Genomic DNA, 22,599 nt, shown 5'->3' on the forward strand with positions numbered 1-22,599 from the left:
CTCATGCCCCTGCCACTTTCGCCACCGGATCACCGATCACCACCCGGTCGCCTTCGGCCAGGCCGTCGTTGACCTGCACCTTGACGTTGTTGTTGATCCCGGTCTGCACGTTGCGCGACTGCGCCTGGCCCTTGGCGTCCAGCACCCGCACCGGGAAGCTGCCATCGCTGTTGCGTGGGCCCAGCGCGGCGACCGGAATCGTCAGCACCGACTTGGCGGTGTCGAGCACCACCCGCACCTGAGCGGTCATGGAAATACGCAAACGGTGATCGGGATTCGGCACCTCGAACAGCGCGTTATAGAACACCGCGGTGTTCTGTTTCGGCGTGCCGGCGGGCGGCGTTTCCAGGAAGTTCTGCGGCGCAGGCTCGGTACCGCGCAGCTTGCCGTAATAACGCTTGTCCTCGCCGAGAATGGTGAAGTACACCTCCTGCCCCGGCGTGATGTGAATGACGTCGGCCTCCGACACTTGAGCCTTGACGGTCATGGTGTCCAGGTCCGCCAGTTTCAGCAGGATCGGCGCCAGCTGGTTGGCGATCACGGTCTGGCCTTCCTGAGTCACGATGCCCACCACGTCGCCGTCGATGGGCGCGACGATCCGCGTGTAGGCCAGATTGACCTTGGCGGTGTCGATCTGGATGTGCGCGCTTTTGATTTGCGCATCCAGCGACATCAGGTTGGCCTGCTGCACTTCGTAGTTCGACTGCGCGGTTTCGAAATCCTGCCGCGAGATCGAGGCGTCCTCCTGCAGGTTCTGATAGCGCTCGTAGATCGCCTTGGTCTGGCGCAACTGAGCCTGGGTCGCCCGGCGCTGGGCTTGCAGGTTTTCCTCATCGACCTGTGCCTGACGCAGGGTGTTCTGCAGCACCAACGGGTCGATTTCCGCCAGCCACTGGCCCTTCTTGACCTTGTCGCCGACCTTGACCTTCAGCGACTTCAACTGCCCCGAAACCTGGGCGCCGACGTCCACTTGCTTGATGCCCTCCAGCAGACCGGTGGCCAGCACTGCGTTTTCAATGTCAGCGCGTTCGACCGTGGCGGTCAGGTATTGCGGTGCTTCGGCCGGCGCCTGCACCGTGTAGAACACCAACCCGGCCACCAGCGTCAACGCGATTCCCAGACCGACTTTGCGCACCTTCGACTGTTCCATAAATGACCACAATTCCGTTCAGGGTTGAGCCCGGCCAGCGGCCGGGTTCCAGGATAAAAACGTCAATCAGGACAACACTTGCCCCGCCGCCACCGTCAGCCCGTCATGCCACCACGCTGCAAGACTGAAGACGTTGGGCGCCTTGAGGATCGTGAAGTGGTTGCCCGGGCCGTACCACACCGCCAGATCCCTGGCCTCACGCTGCCAGCCTTCGAGCATCGCCGCCTGTTCGCGCCGGTTGCCCGAGGCGTCCAGCGTCGGGTCGTCCACCAACGCCAGACGCACCGGCCCGGTGTAGGCCAGTGCTGGCCGATAGACCGTGCGCAGCGCGGTGGCGAAGGTGCGTACCGGGCCGTGCATCGCATCGGCTGATGCACGTTCGGACAGCACACCCGCGCGCACCATCCCCTCGTGCAGCAGGCGCATTTGCGTGCTGTCGTCGGCTTCGGCAAAGGCCAGCGCATCGATGCCCAGAGACTTGCCGCTGGACAGCTGCAGCGACTCGATCAGGCGTAACGACGCCGCCGTCGTGGTGTACGGCTTGCCCACCACGCTGTTGCCGCCCGGTGATTCGCTGTCGATCAGGGTCAGGGACGCCACTTCGCGCCCCGCCGCCTGCAACTGAGCTGCCATGGCGTAAGCCACCCAGCCACCGAACGAATGCCCGATCAGATGCACCGCCCCCTGCGGGTACAACTGCTCAAGCGCCCGTACATAGAACGTGGCCGCGCTTTCGACCCGGCTGTGCGGCACCGTTGCGCCGTCGAGGCCTCGAGGTTGCAGCCCATGAATCGGCCACTCCGGCCCCAGCGCCTCGGTCAGGTGGATGAACCCGGTGACACTGTCGCCGGCCCCCGGCACGCAGAAAATCGGTGCATGCCCGGTGTGACCGGTCTGAATGGTCAGGATCGGCTGATACGCCGTTGGCGCGGGCGCATTTGCCGTTTCCAGCGCCTGAGTCAGGGCCTGCCCCAGCGCCTGAACGTGCGGTGCTTTCATCATGCTCTGGTGGTCGCCCGGTACGTCGATGCAGTTCAGCTCCACACCTGGCAATTCTTCTGCCCAACCGCGCGTGGGGCTGAGTCGTGACATTGGCGCCGAACGCTCCGTGGCACGCAGCAGATGCAATGGCAAACCGATCGGGTTGATCCGGTAATGGGCCAACGCATGCCCGTGGGCCACTTCCCGGTCGAGGTATTGCCAGGCATCCGCTGCCGAGACAGCTGCCAGCTCGGGTCTGAGCAACTGCTGCTCGTGACAGTGGTTGAACAAATCGGCGAACGCCCACTGCTCAAGTTCGGTCTGCAACACCGCCAGACGCGCCAGTGCTTGCTGCTCCTGTGCCTCGTGCCCGGCCCAATGCGCCGTGCAATGCAAAAGCAATTGGCGCTTGTGCACATGTGCATCGTTCCACTGCGCCTTGTTCGGATCGGCCAGGCGCGGCACATAGGTGTCGATCAGCCCGACGAACGCCACTGACTCGTCCATCCCGAGCAGTTGCGCCGCGATTTCATAAGCCAGCGCGCCACCGAACGACCATCCGGCAAGCCGATAGGGGCCGTGGGGTTGTCTGGCGCGGATCACCTCGACCAGCCGGGCCGCCAGGCACTCCATGGTGCGCAGTTGCGTCATACCGGGATCGATACCCGGCAAGCCGTAAATCGGGAACTCGCCGCCAATATGCAGGCCCAGCGCCGGGAAATAAAGGTCACGACCACTGAACTCATGCACCAGGAACAACGGCGTGCCTTGGTCACTTGCACGCACCACGACCACGCCGTCATGCAGCGGCACAGCGTCGCTGTGCTGACACAGCAGCGTGGCAGTCCCTGCGACGGTCGGATGCTGGAACAGCTCGGCCAACGAAATCGGCCTGTCGGACTTTTGCATCAGATCGACGAGCCGCACCGCCAGCAGCGAATGCCCGCCCAGTTCGAAGAAGTTGTCATGGCGGCCTACCCGCTCGACTTGCAACACTTGCGCCCAGAGCCCGGCCAGTGATTCCTCAAGAGGATTGGCCGGCGCTTCATAGTCACGCATGACCAGCGCTTGGTGTGTCGGCGCCGGCAACGCTTTGCGATCGACCTTGCCGTTGTTGTTCAGCGGCAGGCTCTCCAGCGCCACCCAGGCAGTCGGCACCATGTACTCCGGTAACCTGGCTTGCAGCAGCGCGCGGAGAGTAGCGCCCTGCAATGCAGGATCGTGCGCCGTGTAATAGGCCACCAGCCGCGTTGGTTCCTGTCCGTCGCGTCGGGCCAGAACCACCGCTTCCTTGACCCCCGGACAGCTCAACAGGCGGTTTTCGATTTCTCCGAGCTCAATGCGGAAGCCGCGGATCTTCACCTGGTCATCGTTGCGGCCGATGCATTCCAGTCGCCCCGGCGCCTGCCAGCGCACGAGGTCGCCCGTGCGATACATCAAGGCCTGCGGATTGTCGCTGAACGGATCACGGAGGAATTTCTCGGCACTCAGTCGAGGCCGGTTCAAATAGCCCAGCGCAACCCCCTGACCACCGATGTACAACTCGCCGGTGACGCCGAACGGCACCGGTTGTTGCCGGTCATCCAGCACATATACGCGGGTATTGCCGATGGGGCCGCCAATCGAAACGCTGTCCGCATCCGGCGCCACCTCACGCACTTCGAAGGTGGTGGCGTACGTCGTGGTTTCGGTCGGGCCATAACAATGCACCAGGCGCAGGTCCGGTGCTTCGGCGAGCAGCTTTCGAAACGCCGCCGGATCGCCACGCTCCCCACCGCACAGCAGGATGCGCAGCCCTTTGAGCGCCTCGGGAATCAATTGCACGTACTGATTGAACAACGCGGTGGTGACGAAGAGGATTGTCGCCCCGCAGCGCTTCAGTTCCCGACCGAATGCCTGCGGGTCGAGCAAGGTCGCATGATCGATCACGGCCACCTGGCCACCGTTGAGCAAGGCGCCCCAGATATCCATGGTGCTCGCATCGAACGCCGGGTTCGAAGCGAATGCCACCCGGTCACTCGGGTTGAAATCGGCGTAGCCGCAGTCGATCACAAGGCGGGTAATGCCGCGATGCGGCACCATGACCCCCTTCGGGGTGCCCGTGGAGCCCGAGGTGTACATGATGTACGCCAAGGCCTCCGAGGACTGAGGCACGTCCGGGTTGTGCGAAGGACTCTCGGCAAGCGCCAGGGTATCCAGATCCATTCGCCGTACCGGGTAATCGATGGCCTGATCGCTGCCGGTCAACAGCGCGACCGCCTGACAATCCTGCACCATGAATGCCTGACGCTCGGCGGGTGCGTGGATATCCAGTGGCACATAGGCCGCCGCACACTTGATGATCGCCAACTGCGCGACCAACAACTCCAGCGAGCGTGGCAACAGAATCGCCACATGATCGCCGGGCTGCACACCTTGAGCGATGAGATGATGCGCCAGGCCGTTGGCGCTGCGGTTCAGTTCCGCGTAACTCAACACCTGCGTCCCGTGCACCGCGGCAACGGTTTGCGGATGCTCGGCGGCCTGCATCTCGAAGACCCGGTGCACGGTAAGCACTTGCGGACAGTCCGGTGCGGTGGCGTTGAATTCGTCGAGCAACTGCGTGCGTTCCTGATCCTCGATTATCTGCACATGCTCCAGCACTGCCTGGTCGTTGTTGACCATGGCCTGCAACAAGCGCTGGAAGTAACCGGCATAACGCCGTGCCGTCGCCTCATCGAACAGCGCTGTGGCGTACTCCATCCAGCCACTTATCCCGTTGGGCGACTCCCCCAGGGTCAGGGTCAGATCGAACTTGGCGAAGTGACTCGGCTCGGCCACCGCTTCCAGGGTCAGATCCCCCAGCGCCAACACCGGTCCGTCGCTGCTGCGCCAGTTGAACATGGTCTGGAACAGCGGGCTGTGGGCCAGGCTGCGGGCCGGTCGGGCGATTTCCACCACTTGTTCGAATGGCAAGTCCTGATGATCCTGGGCCTGCAGGGTCAGCGCCTTGACCCGCGCCAGCAACGCTTCGGTACTCAACTCACCGGAGGTATCAATGCGTAACGCCAGGGTGTTGACGAACAACCCGATCAGTCCGTCGATTTCGGCCCGGAAACGGTTGGCCACCGGCGAGCCGACCACAATGTCCGACTGCCCGGCCAACCGGCTGAGCAGCATCGCCCACGCGCCCAGCATCGTCATGTACAGCGTCACGCCATGGCGCTGGCTCAAGGCTTTGAGTCCGGCGCTCAAGCGTTCGTCCAGGCAAACTTCGACGCTGCTGCCGGCGTAATCCTGTTGCGGTGGTCGCGGTCGGTCGGCAGGCAACGTCAGCAAGGCAGGCGCATCGGCCAGCGTACGTTGCCAGTATTCACTCTGGCGCTGCAAAACCTCCCCGCTCAGCCAGCGCCGCTGCCAGACGGCATAGTCGGTGTATTGCAACGCCAGCGGCGGCAAAGGGTCCGCCAACCCCTGACTGAAAGCCTGATACAACGCCATCAGCTCGCGGGTCAGCACCTCCATCGACCAACCGTCGGAGATGATGTGATGCAAGGTGATCAGCAACACATGGTGATCGTCGGCCATACGCACCAGTCGTCCGCGAATCAACGGATCATCCTGCAAGTCGAACGGGCCGGAAGCTTCCCCCTGAATCAGCGCCTGCAAGGCTTCGTCGGCCTGCGGGTGCTGGCGCAGGTCCTCGACCCGCAGCAGCACACCGCTGTCGGGCGGAGTAATCAACACCTGGGCTTCGCCGTTGTACGGCGTGAAACGGCTGCGCAGGCTTTCGTGCCGGGCGACTATCCTGGCCAGCGCCCGTTGCAGTGCATCGGCGTCGAGCACACCGCGCAGACGCAGACCGATCGGAATGTTGTAAGCCGTGTTGGCACCTTCCATCTGCGCCAGAAACCAGAAGCGCTGCTGGGAAAACGACAGCGGCAATACACCTTCCCGAGGTACCGGAAGAATCGGTGGCTGCGTCGAGCGTCCGGCCCGGGCAAGCGACTGCGCCACCGACGCCAGCTCGGCATTGGCGAACAACTCGCCGAGCGCAAGCTCCACGCCCAGCCGCTGACGCACTTGCGCGACCATGCGCATGGCCAGCAACGAATGGCCGCCCAGCTCAAAGAAATGATCCTGTCGGCCTATCCGTTCAACCTGCAGCACCTCGGCCCAGATCTGCGCCAGCGTGCATTCCAGCTCGCCTTGCGGCGCCTCGTATTCGCGAGTGAGCAGCGCCGTGCGCTCCGGCAACGGCAAGGCTTTGCGGTCCAGTTTGCCATTGGCGGTGAGCGGCAGGCTGTCGAGCCGGACGAACGCGACCGGCACCATGTACTCGGGCAACTGGCCCAGCAGATGCTCACGCAGTTGCGCCACAGCCAGTGGCTGCACCTGCGCCTGCTCGGTGAAATAGGCCACCAGCCGTGGTTGCCCGGGCTCATCTTCACGGGCCAGCAGCACCAATTCCTGAATCCCGGGAAGCTGCTGTAGACGGCTTTCGATTTCCCCCAATTCGATGCGCATGCCGCGGATTTTCACTTGATCATCGTTGCGCCCCAGGTATTCGATTGTCCCGTCCGGGCGCCAGCGGGCAAGGTCGCCGGTGCGATACAGACGCGCATTCGGGCGTTGACTGAACGGGTCCGGCAGAAAGCGTTCGGCGGTCAGTTGCGCACGGTTCAAGTAACCACGCGCCACGCCTCGGCCACCGATATACAGCTCGCCGGCCACCCCGATCGGCACCGGACGCTGTTGCTCGTCGAGCAGATACACCGAGGTATTGCTCACCGGTTTACCGATGTGCAGCGCCTCCCCCGCCTCGATCCGTCCGGACGTTGCGACTACGGTGGCTTCGGTCGGGCCATAGTTGTTGATCACATCGAAATGCTGATTGCGCGAAAACTGACGCAAGCGGTCGCCGCCGATCAGCAAGGTGCGCAATGTCGGGTGCTCGAGATGCCGGCTGAAGGCGTATTCGGCGACCGGCGTCGGCAGGAAACTCACGTCCAGCGGTTGCGCGCACCACCAGGCCAGCAGCCCGTCGACGTCTTCGCCGCCGTCCTGCGCAGGTGCCAGGTGCAGGGTCGCGCCGACGCACAGAGCTGGCCAGACTTCCCATGCCATTGCGTCGAAGCCGAACCCGGCCAGACTCGACGTATGGCGACCAGCACACAGGTCAAAGGCGCTGCTGTGCCAGTCGACCAGATTGGCCAGTGTCTGGTGTTCGACCATCACGCCCTTGGGCAAACCGGTGGAGCCCGAGGTGTAGATCACATAAGCCAGGTTCGCCTCGGACAGATCTGGTACCACCGGGTTTGCGTCATTGCCTGAGCGCCAGGTGCGCGGATCAAGATCGAGTACCGGCAGCTCCTGTCCCGGCAGCCGTGCGAGCAGGTCACTTGAAGTCAGAATCGCCACTGGCTCGCAATCGCTCAGCAGATAATTCAGGCGTTCGGCCGGATGCGCGGGGTCGATCGGCACATACCCGGCGCCTGCCTTGAGGACGGCGAGCAATCCGGCCAGGGTATCCAGCCCTCGCCGGGCGACAATGGCTACCCGGTCATCCGGTTGCACGCCCAGCTCGATCAAGCGATGTGCCAGAAGGTTGGCCTGGCGGTTCAGTTCGTGGAACGTCAGTTGCTTGTCCAGGTGCACCGCCGCCAGCGCTTGCGGTCGCGCGACGACCTGCGCCTCGAAGCGTTGATGAATTGTCTGTCCGCGAACGTATTCGACATCGCTGGCGTTGAACCCCGTCAACAGCTGTTCGCGCTCTAGGGCGGGCAACACCGACAGTTGACTCAGCGGCGTATCCGCCGCGTGCTCCAATGCCTGCAACAGGTTTTCCATGGCACACACCATATAGCCGCAGATCCGCTGCGCCTCGACTTCACGACTGGCCAGCAGCGTCAGGCTGAAGTGATCGCCAAAGTCATCGATGCTCAAGGTCAGCGGGTAATTGGTGCGTTCCTCCGCATGCAGGACGCTGATCCCCTCCCAGGCCGAGAGCGCTTCGGCACTGGCATTGGCGCTCGAGGTGCTGTGCCGATAATTGAGCAGTGAACTGAACAGCGGCGATGACCCGACCACCCCGCTGCAACGCTGGGCCAGCACCAGCGGGGCGTGCTCATGGCGCATCAGACGGGTCAGACGTGCATGGGTGGCCTTCACCGACTCACCCGCTGCCAGCGCGTCGACCTCGACCCGCAGCGGCAAGGTGTTGATGAAAATGCCCAGCGCGCGGTCGGTCGACTCCGCCCCTTGCATCCGCCCCATCAGCACGGTACCGAACACAACAGCAGATTTTCCGGTGAGTGCGTTGAGGACCTGCCCCCAGCCAAGATGGAACAGACTCGCGACACTCACCCCGAGCGACCGGGCACTGGCTCGCAGGCGCTGCCCCAGCAACGGGTCAAGTGGCACACCGCATTCTTCGATGTCGCTGCCGTCGCCATGCACGCCTTGCAGGCCGAACGGCAACGTCGGTTCGTCGATGTCACCGAGCATCTCGCGGAAAAAAACCTCGTGCTCCGACTCGCTGATGCCTAGCCGCGCCTGGGCGACATAATTGCGAAACGGTACGGGCGCTCCCAGTCTGGTGCTCTGTCCTGACAGGCACGCCTGCATTTCCTCGCTGACCACCGCGAGCGCCGAGTGGTCCATCGCCATGTGGTGAAACAGCAATATCGCGACGATACGCCCGGTCTTTGCATCCCAGGCATGGGCCAGGCGCAATAGCGGCGCGCGTGTCACGTCGAGACGAAAGTGCCGGGCGTCGAATCGCGCATGCAACTGCTCCAGGACATCGCCTTGAGCCGCATCGAGCTGCACTTCCTCCACAGGTAACCCGACACGTCGCAGGACCACTTGCACCGGCGTGTCCAGTCCTTCCCAGACGATGGCGGTGCGCAGAATGTCGTGGCGCTCGATGACGGTCTGCAGGGCCTGGACGAATGCCTCGAACCGCTCGGGTCCGCTGAACGCGAATTTCGCCTGCATCACATACGGATCACCCTGTGCAGCGCTCGCGTGGTGGTAGAGGATGCCCTCCTGCAACGGCGTCAGTGGATAGATGTCCTGGACATTGGCGCCGCCGCCAGGGATCTGCGCGACAATTTGATCGAGGGTGTCCTGATTCAGGTCAACCATTGTCAGCATCGCCGGGGTGACCCGTGTTGTGCCCGGTGAAATGCCATTGACCGGCACTGCAACCTGCCCCTCTCGTGCGGCCGAGTAATCGCCCGCCTCGATCAGCTCGATCAATGCCGACTTGTGCTCGCGCAATGCGGCCAGCAAACCTGGCTCACTCAGGGCCTGCTTGTTGCCATTGACCCGCAACTGCCCGTCCGTGATTGCCAACTGGATGTCTTTTGTCTTCAGCGTCGCCAACAGTTCATTCAGGTTCACAGGACGATCTCCATTCTTTCCGTGATGGCTGCGTAACCAGCCAGAGTCGGTTGCTCGAACAACGTCCGGACATCGGCTTCGATACCTGCCTGTTGCAGGCGCCCGATCAGGCTGACCGCCAGCAACGAATGCCCTCCCAGCTCAAAGAAATGGTCTTGCCGCCCGACGCGCTCGACCTTGAGCAATTCGCACCACAGGCGCGAAAGGAGGATTTCCATCTCGCCGACCGGCTCTTCGTATTCGCGAATGCTGACTACAGCCGAATCCGGTGCGGGCAATGCCTTGCGATCCACCTTGCCGTTGGGGCTCAGTGGAAGGCTGTCGAGCGCGACGAATGCCGACGGCACCATGTAATCCGGCAAACGTGCGAGCAGGTGTTCGCGCAACACCTCGATCCCCGGTTGCCCCGCCTCGGCGTTACAGATGAAGTACGCCACCAGACGCTCCTCACGCACCAGCACCACGGCTTCGCGCAGCGCCGGATGGCTGAGCAGTTGCGCCTCGATTTCACCCGGTTCCAGACGCAGGCCACGCAGCTTGACCTGGAAGTCGTTGCGCCCGATGAATTCGAGCTGCCCATCGGTGCGATAGCGCACCCGGTCGCCCGTGGCGTATAGCCGATCGCCGGCCACGAACGGGCTCGGGATAAACCGTTCGGCCATCAACTGCGGCAACCCCAGGTAGCCCCGCGCAACCCCGGCACCGCCAATGAACAACTGACCGATGACGCCCATCGGCACCGGCCGCTCGGCAGCATCGAGTACATACAGACGGGTGTTGTTGATCGGCCGTCCGATCGGCAACGCGCTGTCCGGTACCGCCATCGACGGCTCCAGCGTCCACACCGTGCTGTCGACCGTGGCTTCAGTCGGGCCGTAAACGTTGTGCAGACGCACCTGCGGCAAACGCTCACGTACCAGACGCGCCAGCGCCGGCGTCAGGTCGCCGCCGCCACAGAACACATCGGTGAGGCTGCTGCACTGGCTGACGTCATCCTGCTCGAGGAACTGTTGCAACAGCACCGGCACGAACTGGATCACGCTGATCCGCTGCTCGCGAATCACCTGCGCCAGATACGCCGGCTCGCGGTGCCCGTCAGGACGCGCCAGCACCAGCCGCAAACCGGCGCTCAGCGGCCAGAACAGCTCCCAGACCGAGGCGTCGAAACTGAACGGGGTTTTCTGCAACAGGGCGCCGTCCGTCACGGCGGGACACAGCTGCGAACTCCAGTGCAGCAGGTTGCCGACGCCACGATGTTCGACCATCACCCCTTTCGGCGCACCGGTCGAACCGGAGGTGTAGATCACGTAAGCCAGGTTCGAAGCGCTCAGGTTCGGCACTTGCGGGTTGTCATCCGGGTTGGATGTCCATTGCGCCTGATCCAGATCGATCACCAGCGCAGTGCTCTCGTCGAGCAAGGCGCGAGTCGCCCCATGCACCAGCACCGCCACCGGGGCGCTGTCCTTGAGCATGTAATCCAGACGCTCCTTCGGATACGCCGGATCCAGCGGCACATAGGCACCGCCCGCCTTGAGAATGCCAAGCAGACCGACGATCAGTTCCACCCCGCGCTCGACACAGATTGCCACCCGCGAATCCGGCCCCACGCCCAGTTCGCGCAGGTGATGGGCCAGACGATTGGCCCGTGCGTTGAGCTCGGTGTAGGTCAGCCGCTGCTCACCGGCCTGCAAAGCAACGGCTAGCGGCGTGCGTTGCACTTGCGCCTCGAACAGCCCGTGAACGGTTTGCTCCAGATTGTCGGCGGTGCCGGTGACGTTAAGGTCGTAAAGCACCCGCTGACGTTCTGCGCCGTCAAGGATCGGCAAGCGGTTCAGCGGCTGATCCGGTGCCTGTTCCAGAGCATCCGCCAGTGTCTCCAGCGCGGTCTGCATGTAGTCGCAGATCCGTTGCGAGCCGACGCCCGCCGGGGTCATGGCGGTGAGCACAAAACCGCTGCCCAGATCATCGACGCCCATGCTCAATGGATAGTTAGTGCGTTCTTCGCTGCTCAGGGTCTCGATGCCCTGCCAGGCCTGACGCCGGTTGTGCTGTTGCGCCTCGTCGGCGCTGTGCCGGTAATTGAGCATCGAACTGAACAGCGGCGACGGCGCGGCCACGCCGCTGCAACGCTGGGCCAGCGCCAGTGACGCGTGTTCATGGCCGAGCAGCGCACTGAGCCGCGCATGCGTCTCCCGAGCGCCTTCGCGCACCGGGGTTGCCCCCAGATCGACCCGCAGCGGCAAGGTGTTGATGAACATCCCCAACGCCCGGTCGGCCCCGTCGCCGCCCTGCATACGGCCCATCAGCACCGTGCCGAACACCACCCGCTCCTGCCCGGATGTCGCCGACAGCACCTGCGCCCACGCAAGGTGGAACAGGCTGGCCACGCTGATGCCCAGGTGCCGCGCGAGGCTGCGCAGACGCTGAGCGGTGGCAGCGGTCAGGGCCTGTTGCGTTTCCTCGATGTCGCGACCGTCTCCCTGCACATCCTGCAAGCCGAACGGCAGGGTCGACTCGTCGATGTCGCCGAGCATGTCGCGGAAGAACGCCTCGTGCTCCTGCTCGCTGACGCCCAGCCGCGCCTGCGCCACGTAGTTGCGGTAAGGCACGGCCGCGCCGAGCGAGGCTTCATGCCCTTGCAGGCAGGCGAGCATTTCCTGCTGCACCACGTCCAGCGCGGTGTGATCGAGCACGAGATGGTGGAACAGCAACATCGCGACCACCCGACCGTGGGCTGGATCACGGGCATACACCAGACGCAGCAACGGTGCCTGGCTGATGTCGAGGCGGTAGTGCCGGGCATCGAAATGCTCGTGCAACTGCTCAAGAACGTCGCCATCCGCCGGGTCGAACAGGATCTCCTGCACCGGCAACTCGACGTGACGCCATACCACTTGCATCGGCTCGGCCAGTTTCTGCCAGATCACCGCCGTGCGCAGGATGTCGTGGCGTGCAATGACCTTGCGCAGCGCCGCCGCGAAGCTGTCGAGCCGCTCGAGGCTGTCGAACGCCAGCCACGATTGCAGCAAGTACGGGTCGCCCTGCTCCGCACTCAGGTGGTGATAAAGGATGCCTTCCTGCAACGGCGCCAGCGGATAAATATCCTGCACGTTGGCGGCGCCCCCCGGCACTGTGGCAAGGATCCGGTCGATGCTTGGCTGATCCAGTTCGGTCAGGCTCAGCAACTCCGGAGTGATGCGGGTGCAGTCGGCAGGAATGCGGTTGGCCGGCACTTCGATCTCGCGACCGCTGCCCACCGCTGCCGCCAGGGCTGCCAGGGTCGGCTGGCTGAATAGCACACGCACATCGGTGTTCAGGCCGATCTGGCGCAGGCGTTCGATCAGGGTGACGGCCAGCAACGAGTGGCCGCCCAGTTCGAAGAAGTTGTCGTGGCGACCGACTTTTTCCAGCTTCAGAACATCGGCCCAGATCTGCGCCAGCGCAGTTTCCACCGGGCCTTGCGGAGCTTCGTATTCGCGGCGTAGCCAGGCGCTTTGATCCGGTTCCGGCAAGGCCTTGCGGTCGAGTTTGCCGTTGGCGGTCAGCGGCAAGGCGTCGAGGCGCACGTAAGCCGCCGGGATCAGCGCTTGCGGCAAGCGGGTTTGCAGATGATTGCGCAACGCTTCGATATCGGTCGGCGCACGCTCGGTGAACCACACCAGCAACTGCCCGTCGCGCACCAACGCTACTGCGTCCTGCACTGCTGGATGGCTGGCCAGCGCTGCTTCGATTTCCCCCAGTTCAACCCGCACGCCGCGCAGTTTCACCTGATCGTCGTTGCGGCCCAGGTATTCGATGTTGCCGTCTGCCAGCCAGCGTGCGAGGTCGCCAGTGCGGTACATGCGTCCTTCGTTGAACGGATCCTTCAGGAAGCGTTCGGCGGTCAGCTCGGGACGGTTCAGGTAACCCCGCGCCACGCCGGCGCCGGCGACGTACAACTCCCCCGTCACACCTACTGGCACGGGGCGTTGCTGGTCATCGAGCAAGTAGATACGGGCATTGGCCATCGGCCGGCCGATGTGCAGCGGTTGCCCGACTTCGACCGGACCAGAGGTGGCGACCACCGTGGCTTCGGTCGGGCCGTAGTTATTGATGACCGCGAAAGTCTGTTCGCGGTTGAACTGCCGCAGCTTGTCGCCGCCGATCAGCAAGGTACGCAGGGTCGGGTGTTGCAGCTCGCGGCTGAAGGCGTATTCGGCCACCGGCGTCGGCAGGAAACTCACTTGCAACGGCTGCGCCCGCCACCAGTCGAGCAGTTCGTCCAGATGTTCATTGCTCACCGATTCCGGCGGCAGGTGCAACGTCGCGCCGACGCACAGCGCCGGCCAGACTTCCCAGGCCATCGCATCAAAGCCAAACCCGGCCACGCTGGCGGTGTGGCTGCCGGCGTGCAGGTCGAAGGCGTCGGTGTGCCAGTGGACAAGATTTTCCAGGGTCGCGTGCTCGACCATCACGCCTTTTGGCTGGCCAGTGGAGCCCGAGGTGTAGATCACATAGGCCAGGTTGTCCGGCGTAAAATCGGCGACCTGCGGGTCAGCATCCGACAGGCCTTGCCAGCTCTCATGAGCGAGATCAATCACCGGCACACCTGTCTGATTCGGCAAATCCACGTCGCGAACCAGTACCACTGCCGGCGCACTGTCGGCCAGCATATAAGCGATGCGCTCGGGCGGATAAGCCGGGTCGACCGGTACATAAGCGGCGCCGGCCTTGAGGATCGCCAGCAACCCGACCAGCATCTCCGGGCTGCGTTTGAGACAGATCGCCACTCGCGTATCGGTGGTAACACCTAGCCCCCGCAGATGATGGGCCAGGCGATTGGCGCGCTGGTTCAATTGCCTGAACGTCAGGCGCTGCGTGCCCGCCTGAACCGCCACGGCCTCCGGCGTGCGCGCAACCTGCGCTTCGAACAGACGATGAACACCTTGCGCTGACGGGTAAACCGCCGTGCTCGCGTTGAAGTCGCCAAGCAGCTGCGCGCGCGCCGCCTGCGACAGGACGCTGAGACGTTCAAAGGCCTGTCCGGGGTTGTCAGCCAACGCTGCCGCCAGCTCCGTCAGAGCGCTGTGCATCAGCTCGCAGACTCGCTGCGCCCCCACATGATCCGGGGTCAGCACCGACAGGCTGAAGGCATCGCCCTGGTCATTGATGCTCAGGGTCAGCGGATAATTCGTGCGTCCGTCCTGGGCCAGGAATTCGATGCCCTGCCAGACCGGATCAACCGTCTGTCGCGCAGCGTCGTGGCCGCTGTGTCGATAGTTGAGTACCGCGCTGAACAGCGGCAAAGGCGCGGCCACGGCGCTGCAACGCTGAGCCAGTGCCAGCGACGCATGTTCGTGTCCCAGTAAAGCCGCCAGCCGCTCATGAACCGTGCGGACCGCTTCACTCACACTCTGTCCGTCTACCTGCACGCGCAGCGGCAAGGTGTTGATGAACATCCCCAATGCCTGATCCGCGCCCTCGCCGCCTTGCATGCGGCCCAGCAGCACGGTGCCGAACACCACGTCCCGGCGTCCGGAAGTCGCCGCCAGCACCCGCGCCCAGGCAAGATGAAACAGGCTCGCGACGCTGACCCCGTATTGCCGCGCCTGGCGACGCAAGTGCCAATTCAATTCCACCGGCAGCGTAAGCGAGTGCTCCTCGATGTTGCGACCATCGCCCTGGACGTCCTGCAATCCGAACGGCAGGGTCGGCTCGTCAATATCTCCGAGCATTTCCCGGAAGAAGGTTTCGTGTTCGTCCTCGCTGATGCCCTGGCGGGCCTGATGGACGTAGTTACGGTACGGCGCGGCGGGCGGCAAAGACTCAAGCTGTCCCGGCAGATACACCTGCATGTCCCGGCGAACCACCTCCAGCGCCGTGTGATCCAGCACGACGTGATGGAACAACAACACGCCTGCCACCCGGTCATGCAGCGGATCTTCGGCGTACATCAGACGGATCAGCGGTGCCTGACCGAGGTCGAGGCGAAAATCCCGGGCATCGAATCGTGCACGCAACTGATGGAGGATATCGCCATCCAGCGGATTCAGAGCGACCGGTTGCACCGCCAGCGCAGCCTCTCGCCACACCACTTGCTGCGGGCTCGGCAATCCTTCCCAAACCAGACTGGTGCGCAGGATGTCGTGGCGCGCGATCACCTTTTGCAAGGCGTTGGCAAAAGCGTGCAAGCGCTCGACGCTGGCAAAGGCGAGGCATGATTGCAGCAAGTACGGATCGCCCTGCTCTGCGCTCAAGTGGTGATAAAGGATGCCTTCCTGCAACGGCGCCAGCGGATAAATGTCCTGCACGTTGGCGGCACCGCCCGGCACCGTGGCAACGATCCGGTCGATGCTTGGCTGATCCAGTTCGGTCAGGCTCAGCAACTCCGGAGTGATGCGGGTGCAGTCGGCAGGAATGCGGTTGGCCGGCACTTCGATTTCGCGCCCGCTGCCCACCGCCGTAGCCAGGGCTGCCAGGGTTGGCTGGCTAAACAACACGCGCACATCGGTATTCAGGCCGATCTGGCGCAGGCGTTCGATCAGGCTCACGGCCAGCAACGAGTGGCCGCCCAGTTCGAAGAAATTGTCGTGGCGTCCGACTTTTTCCAGCTTCAGAACATCGGCCCAGATCTGCGCCAGCGCGGTTTCCACCGGGCCTTGCGGGGCTTCGTATTCGCGGCTGAGCCAGGCGCTTTGATCCGGATCCGGCAAGGCCTTGCGGTCGAGTTTGCCGTTGGCGGTCAGCGGCAAGGCGTCGAGGCGCACGTAAGCCGCCGGGATCAGGGCTTGTGGCAAGCGGGTTTGCAGATGATTGCGCAGGGCTTCGATATCGGTCGGCGCTCGCTCGGTGAACCACACCAGCAACTGCCCGTCCCGCACCAGCGCTACTGCGTCCTGCACCGCCGGATGGCTGGCCAGCGCCGCTTCGATTTCCCGCAGTTCGACCCGCACACCGCGCAGTTTCACCTGATCGTCATTGCGTCCCAGGTATTCGATGTTGCCGTCTGCCAGCCAGCGTGCGAGGTCGCCGGTGCGGTACATGCGCCCTTCGTTGAACGGATCTTTCAGGAAGCGCTCGGCGGTCAGCTCGGGACGGTTCAGGTAGCCCCGTGCGACACCGGCGCCGGCGACGTACAACTCGCCGGTGACGCCTACCGGCACCGGACGTTGCTGGTCATCGAGCAGATATACCTTGGCGTTGGCCATCGGCCGGCCGATGTGCAGCGGCTGGCCGACTTCGACCGGGCCGGACGTCGCGACCACCGTGGCTTCGGTCGGGCCGTAGTTGTTGATGACCGCGAAAGTCTGTTCGCGATTGAACTGCCGCAGCTTGTCGCCGCCGATCAGCAAGGTGCGTAGGGTCGGATGTTGCAGCTCGCGGCTGAAGGCATATTCGGCCACCGGCGTCGGCAGGAAGCTGACCTGCAACGGCTGCGCCCGCCACCAGTCGAGCAACTCGTCCAGGTGCTCGTTGCGCACCGTTTCCGGCGGCAGGTGCAATGTCGCACCGACGCACAATGCCGGCCAGACTTCCCAGGCCATCGCATCAAAGCCAAACCCGGCCACGCTGGCGGTGTGGCTGCCGGCGTGCAGGTCGAAGGCTTCGGCGTGCCAGTGCACAAGGTTTTCCAGGGTCGCGTGTTCGACCATCACGCCTTTCGGCTGGCCGGTGGAGCCTGAGGTGTAGATCACGTAGGCCAGATGTGCCGGGGTCAGTTCCGGCAACTGTGGATTGCTGTCCGGCAGATGCTGCCAGGCGTCGCTGTCAAGGTTGATCACCGGCACGGCCCCCAGCAGGTCGCGGGTGGCCGTCTGTGCCAGGACCGCCACCGGATCGCTGTCCTGCAACAGGTAAGCGATCCGTTCTGCCGGATGCGTGGGATCGACCGGGACATAACCGGCGCCCGCCTTGAGGATCGCCAGCAGCCCGACCAGCATCTGCGGACCACGCTGCACGCAGAGCGCAACGCGATCGTCCGGTCGTACACCGAGGCCGATCAAGTGATGGGCCAGGCGGTTGGCGCGGCGGTTCAAGCCGTCGTAGCTCAGACTTTGCCCGCCCTGCAGCACTGCCACAGCGTCGGGTTGGCTCGCCGCTCGCGCTTCAAACAATTGGTGCACCACATGGCCGTGGGCAAAGTCGCGACCGGTGACATTGAAACCGACCAGCACGCGCTGGCGTTCGGCCGCCGACAGGATCGACACCTGATTCATTAACGCATGGCGATCCTGCTCCAGCGCGCTGAGCAAATTGTCCAACGCCGTTTGCAGATAATCGCAGACCCGCGCGCCATCCACGTCGGGCACTGCCTGGACAGAAAGCCGGAAGCCCTGTCCAAGGTCGTCGACGCTGACCACCAGCGGATAGTTGCTGCGCTCACGAGAATCGAGAATCCGGATGCCTTCCCATCCCGGCGTCGCCGTCTGTTGCGCACTGTGGCGATAGTTGAGCAAGGTATTGAACAGCGGTTCCGATCCCGTCACGCCACTGCAACGTTGGGCCAGCATCAGCGGCGCCTGCTCATGCACCAGCAGTTGCGCCAGACGCTCGTGGGTCGCCCTGACACCCGCCTCCACCGCCATCGCCCCGACATGGACCCGCAGCGGCAGGGTATTGATGAACATACCCAACGAACGATCGGCGCCCTCTCCCCCCTGCATGCGCCCCAGCAACACCGTGCCGAATACCACCTCCTCGCGCCCGCAGACCTGCGCAAGCACCTGGCCCCAGGCCTGATGCACCAGACTCGCAACACTGATGCCCAGCGTGCGGGCCTGATTGCGCAAGCGCCCGGCAAGACGCTCATCCAGTGCCCGTTCGCTGTCCACGATGCCGGTGCCATCGCCGAGTACATCCCGCAGGCCGAACGCCAGGGTCGGCTCAACGATGTCGCCGAGCATCTCGCGAAAGAACGCTTCATGGGCCTCGGCATTCGAGCCGAGACGAGCCTGAGCGACATAGTTGCGGTATTGCACGGGGGACGGCAGCGCACCGACTTGCCCGTGAAGGGCATCGCTCATCTCGGCCACCAACACCTCAAGCGCGGTGTGATCGAGCACGATGTGGTGCAACAGCAGGATCCCGACCCAGCGGTTTTGCAACGGGTCTTCGGTGTAGGCGAAGCGCATCAACGGCGCACGTTGCAAGTCCAGGCGATAGTGTCGCGGATCGAAACGCGCCTGCATTTGCCGCAACACATCACCGTCCTGCGGATCGGCATCCACCCGCTCCAGTGCCAGCGGCGCCGCACGCCACACCACTTGCACCGGCTCCTCAAGGTTTTCCCTGACCACACTGGTACGCAGGATGTCATGCCGAGCGATGACGCTGTTCAACGCGCGAACGAACGCCTTGATCTGCGCCAGTCCGTCGAAGGCGAACTGCGCTTGCAGCACGTACGGGTCACCGTCGGCAATGGCCAGATGGTGATAGAGGATGCCCGCCTGCAACGGTGCCAGGGCGTAGATGTCCTGCACGTTGTCGATACCGCCCTCGACGGTCTCGACGATACGGTCGATGGCCGCTTGATCCAGCGTGGCCAGCGGCAGCATGTCCGGGGTGATGCGGGTGCAACCGGGTTTGATGCGGTTGGCCGGCACGCTGACCCTGGCGTCCCCTCCCAGCGTCGCCGCGAGTGCCGCCACGCTCGGCTGGCCGAATAGCACGCGGACGTCGCACTGCATGTCCTGCTGACGCATGCGCTCGATCAGCTTCACCGCCAGCAGCGAATGACCGCCCAGCTCGAAGAAATTGTCATGCCTGCCCACCTGCTCCAGCCCGAGCAAGGTCTGCCAGATCACAGCGATGCGGGTTTCGATTTCGCCGAGCGGTGCTTCAAACGCCCGCCGGGCGAAGGCTTCGTTATCCGGCTGCGGCAACGCCCGGCGATCGAGTTTGCCGTTGGCTGTCAGCGGGAAGGCATCGAGGCGCACGAACGCGCCCGGCACCATATGCTCGGCCAGCGATGCCAGCAGGTGATCGCGCAATTGCGCAACGCTCGGTTCGACACCTTCGGCGGCCAGCCAGTAGGCCACCAGACGCGTGTCGCCGGGGCTGTCCTCGCGGGCGATCACCAGCGCATCGCGCACGCCGTCGCAGGCTGCAAGACGTGCCTGGATCTCGCCAAGTTCGATACGGAAACCACGGATTTTCACTTGGTCATCGTTGCGTCCCAGGTATTCGAGTTCGCCCTCCACCGTCCAGCGTGCCAGATCACCGGTCTTGTACAAACGCGCTTGGGCATGCCCACTGAACGGGTCGGCGATGAAGCGCTCGGCGGTCAACGCCTCACGATTCAGGTAACCACGGGCAACCCCGGCGCCGCCCACATATAACTCACCGGTCACTCCGGCCGGCACGGGCTCTCGCCGGGCATCGAGGACGTACAGCTGCAGGTCGGGAATGCGCACGCCGATGGGGCTGCTGGCGGTCAATTGCGCGTCTGCCGCCGCCAACGGACGGTAGGTCACATGCACCGTGGTTTCGGTGATGCCGTACATGTTCACCAGCCGGGTGCCGGCGTTGCCGACCCGCGCATACCAGGGTTTGAGCGATCCCGGCTCCAGCGCCTCACCACCAAAAATCACCTCGCGCAGCGAATGCTGCAGCGGACTGCGTCCCTGAGCGGCGACCAACTGCCGGAAAGCGCTCGGCGTCTGGTTGAGTACGGTGACACCCGTGCGGCAGAGCAACGCATAACACCCGTCCGGCGAGCGGCTGATGTGTTGCGGCACCACCAGCAACTGACCGCCGTAAGCCAGCGCGCCCCAGATTTCCCAGACCGAGAAATCAAAGGCAAACGAGTGGAACAACGCCCAGACGTCTTGCGCATTGAACCGGAACCAATCGTGGGTCGCACCAAACAGGCGGGCCACGTTGCGATGCTCGACCATCACCCCCTTGGGCAGCCCGGTGGAGCCAGAGGTGTAGATCACGTAGGCCAGATGCGCCGGATTCAGATCAGGGATCTGTGGATTGAACTCCGGTTCATTTTGCAAACCTTGGTCGTCAAGGTCGATCTGCGGCACGGATAGCCCGGCAGTCCGATCCAGAGTCGCCGCCTGCATCAGCACCGCCACCGGCGCACTGTCTTGCAGGGTGAAGGTGATGCGCTCCAGCGGATAAGCCGGATCGATCGGCACATAACCGGCACCCGCCTTGAGCACACCGAGCAGGCCGACGATCATTTGCGGGCCGCGCTCAACGCAGATCGCTACCCGGTCATCCGGACGAATGCCGAGTGCGAGCAAACGATGGGCCACCTGGTTGGCCTGTCGGTTGAGTGCCTCATAACTGTAAGTCCTGCCCTCGAACAGCAACGCGACTGCCTCGGGCCGTGTGTGCGCATGCGCTTCGAATTGCTGATGAATCAACGGCGTGTCGGGAAACGTCGCCTTCGATGTATTGACGCCATACAACCAGTGCTCACGCTCGGCGGGCGGCAGGATGTTGAGGCTGTGCAATGCGGCTTGCGGGTTGTTCTGCAGCGCATCGACGAGACTGTCCAGTGCCGTGCGCAGGTAACCGGCGATGCGTGAGGCGCCAAGCGTCACGTCGGCCAGCACCGTGATGCGCAGGTCCTGACCGAGGTCATCGATGTTGACGGTCAACGGGTAATTGGTGCGCTCGCGGGCACCCAACACGTGCACCCCCGGCGACAGCTCGATCACCTCGGCGACTTCCTCCACGCTGCTGTGGCGGTAGTTGAGCATGGCGCTGAACAGCGGCGTCGGCACCGCCACGGCGCTGCAACGCTGGGCCAGTGCCAGGGACGCCTGCTCATGGGCGAGCAGCGCGGTCAGGCGCCGGTGCGTCGCCAGCACGCCGTCATGAACGCTCGACGCGCCGACATCCACTCGCAAAGGCAGCGTATTGATGAACATCCCCAATGCTTGCTCGACACCGTCAGCCGCGTTCATCCGTCCCAGCAGAACGGTGCCGAACACCACCGCCGAGCGCCCGCACAGCTGACCCAGCACCCGCGCCATGGCCAGGTGCATCAGGCTCGCCACGCTCACGCCCGACTGTCGCGCGTGGGTACGCAGGCGCTGGCTCAGATCGCTGTCGAGCATGCACGAGATTTCTTCGATGCCCTGACCGTCACCTTGTACATCGTGCAAGCCACCGGGCAGCGTCGGCTCGTCGATGTCGCCAAGCATCTCGCGGAAAAATGCCTGGTGCGCTTGCTCATCCGAGCCCAGACGTGCCCTCGCCAGGTGGTCGCGAAACGGCACCGCCCTCGCGACTTCCGCATCGCGGCCGGACAGGTAAGCCTGAATTTCCCGGCGTACCACATCGAGCGCGACGTGATCCATGATCATGTGATGGAACAGCAACAATGCGACCACTCGGTTGTTGGCCGGATCCTCGTCGAACACCAGCCGCAACAACGGGGCCTGTTGCAGGTCGAGGCGAAAGTACTGCGGGTCGTGGCGTGCCAGCAATTGCGCGAGTACGTCCTCGCGATCATTCAGATCGACTTCCTCACAGACCAGCGGGGCTTCACGCCAGACCACCTGCACGGGATCGTCCAGATGCTCCCAGAGGATGGCGGTGCGCAAAATGTCATGGCGCCCGATCACCCGACGCAGCGCGTCGGTGAATGTATCCAGCCGTCCGCGACTGTCGAACGTGAACCGCGCCTGCGACACATAGGGATCACCCTCGGGCGCGGAGAGATGGTGATAAAGCAGCCCCTCCTGCAATGGCGCCAGCGGATAGATGTCCTGCACGTTCGCCACGCCGCCCGGCACGGTGGCGACGATACGGTCGATGGCCGACTGATCCAGCTGCACCAGCGGCAGCATGTCCGGGGTGATGCGCAGCGCCGGGCTAGACCAGTCGCCGCCGTGGCTCGCCACCAGCTCCAGCAACTGCGCCTTGTGCTTGGCGAGGCTGTCCCACAACGCATCGTCCAGTGCGTCGTCATCGCCCAGAATGACCAGGTCTTCATCGTCCTGTTGAAGGCGGATCGCATGGGTGGAAATAACAGCCATCAGCTCGCGAAATTGCATGGGGGTAACCTGCTGTAAATTCGGGAAAAAGGAGCGTGCAGCGGCGAGTCCGTGCGGTCGCGCGCAGCCTGGAAAAGCTAAAACATC

Annotated in this window: 3 protein-coding genes; all 3 read right to left on the reverse strand. The window is 63.9% G+C overall.

The features are described from left to right. Position 1: 1 nt before the first annotated feature. The 3 genes from macA to CAF77_RS27660 all read right to left on the reverse strand — a co-directional run bounded on the left by macA (position 2) and on the right by CAF77_RS27660 (position 22,512). A complete protein-coding gene (gene macA / locus CAF77_RS27650; protein ID WP_064382266.1) occupies positions 2-1,150 on the reverse strand; it encodes a macrolide transporter subunit MacA in 1,149 nt (382 codons plus the stop codon). 66 nt (positions 1,151-1,216) lie between these two features. Continuing rightward, the gene (locus tag CAF77_RS27655; protein WP_085655742.1) at positions 1,217-9,517 is read right to left on the reverse strand and encodes a non-ribosomal peptide synthetase; all 8,301 of its coding nucleotides are present in this window, start codon (positions 9,515-9,517) and stop codon (positions 1,217-1,219) included. Continuing rightward, on the reverse strand, positions 9,514-22,512 hold the full coding sequence (locus CAF77_RS27660) for a non-ribosomal peptide synthetase (RefSeq protein WP_085655743.1): 12,999 nt from the start codon (positions 22,510-22,512) through the stop codon (positions 9,514-9,516). Before CAF77_RS27660 ends, CAF77_RS27655 begins: the two co-directional genes overlap by 4 nt. Positions 22,513-22,599: the final 87 nt, after the last annotated feature.

Origin of the sequence: Pseudomonas sp. R15(2017), from assembly GCF_002112685.1 — a bacterium.
Lineage (GTDB): Bacteria > Pseudomonadota > Gammaproteobacteria > Pseudomonadales > Pseudomonadaceae > Aquipseudomonas > Aquipseudomonas glycinae.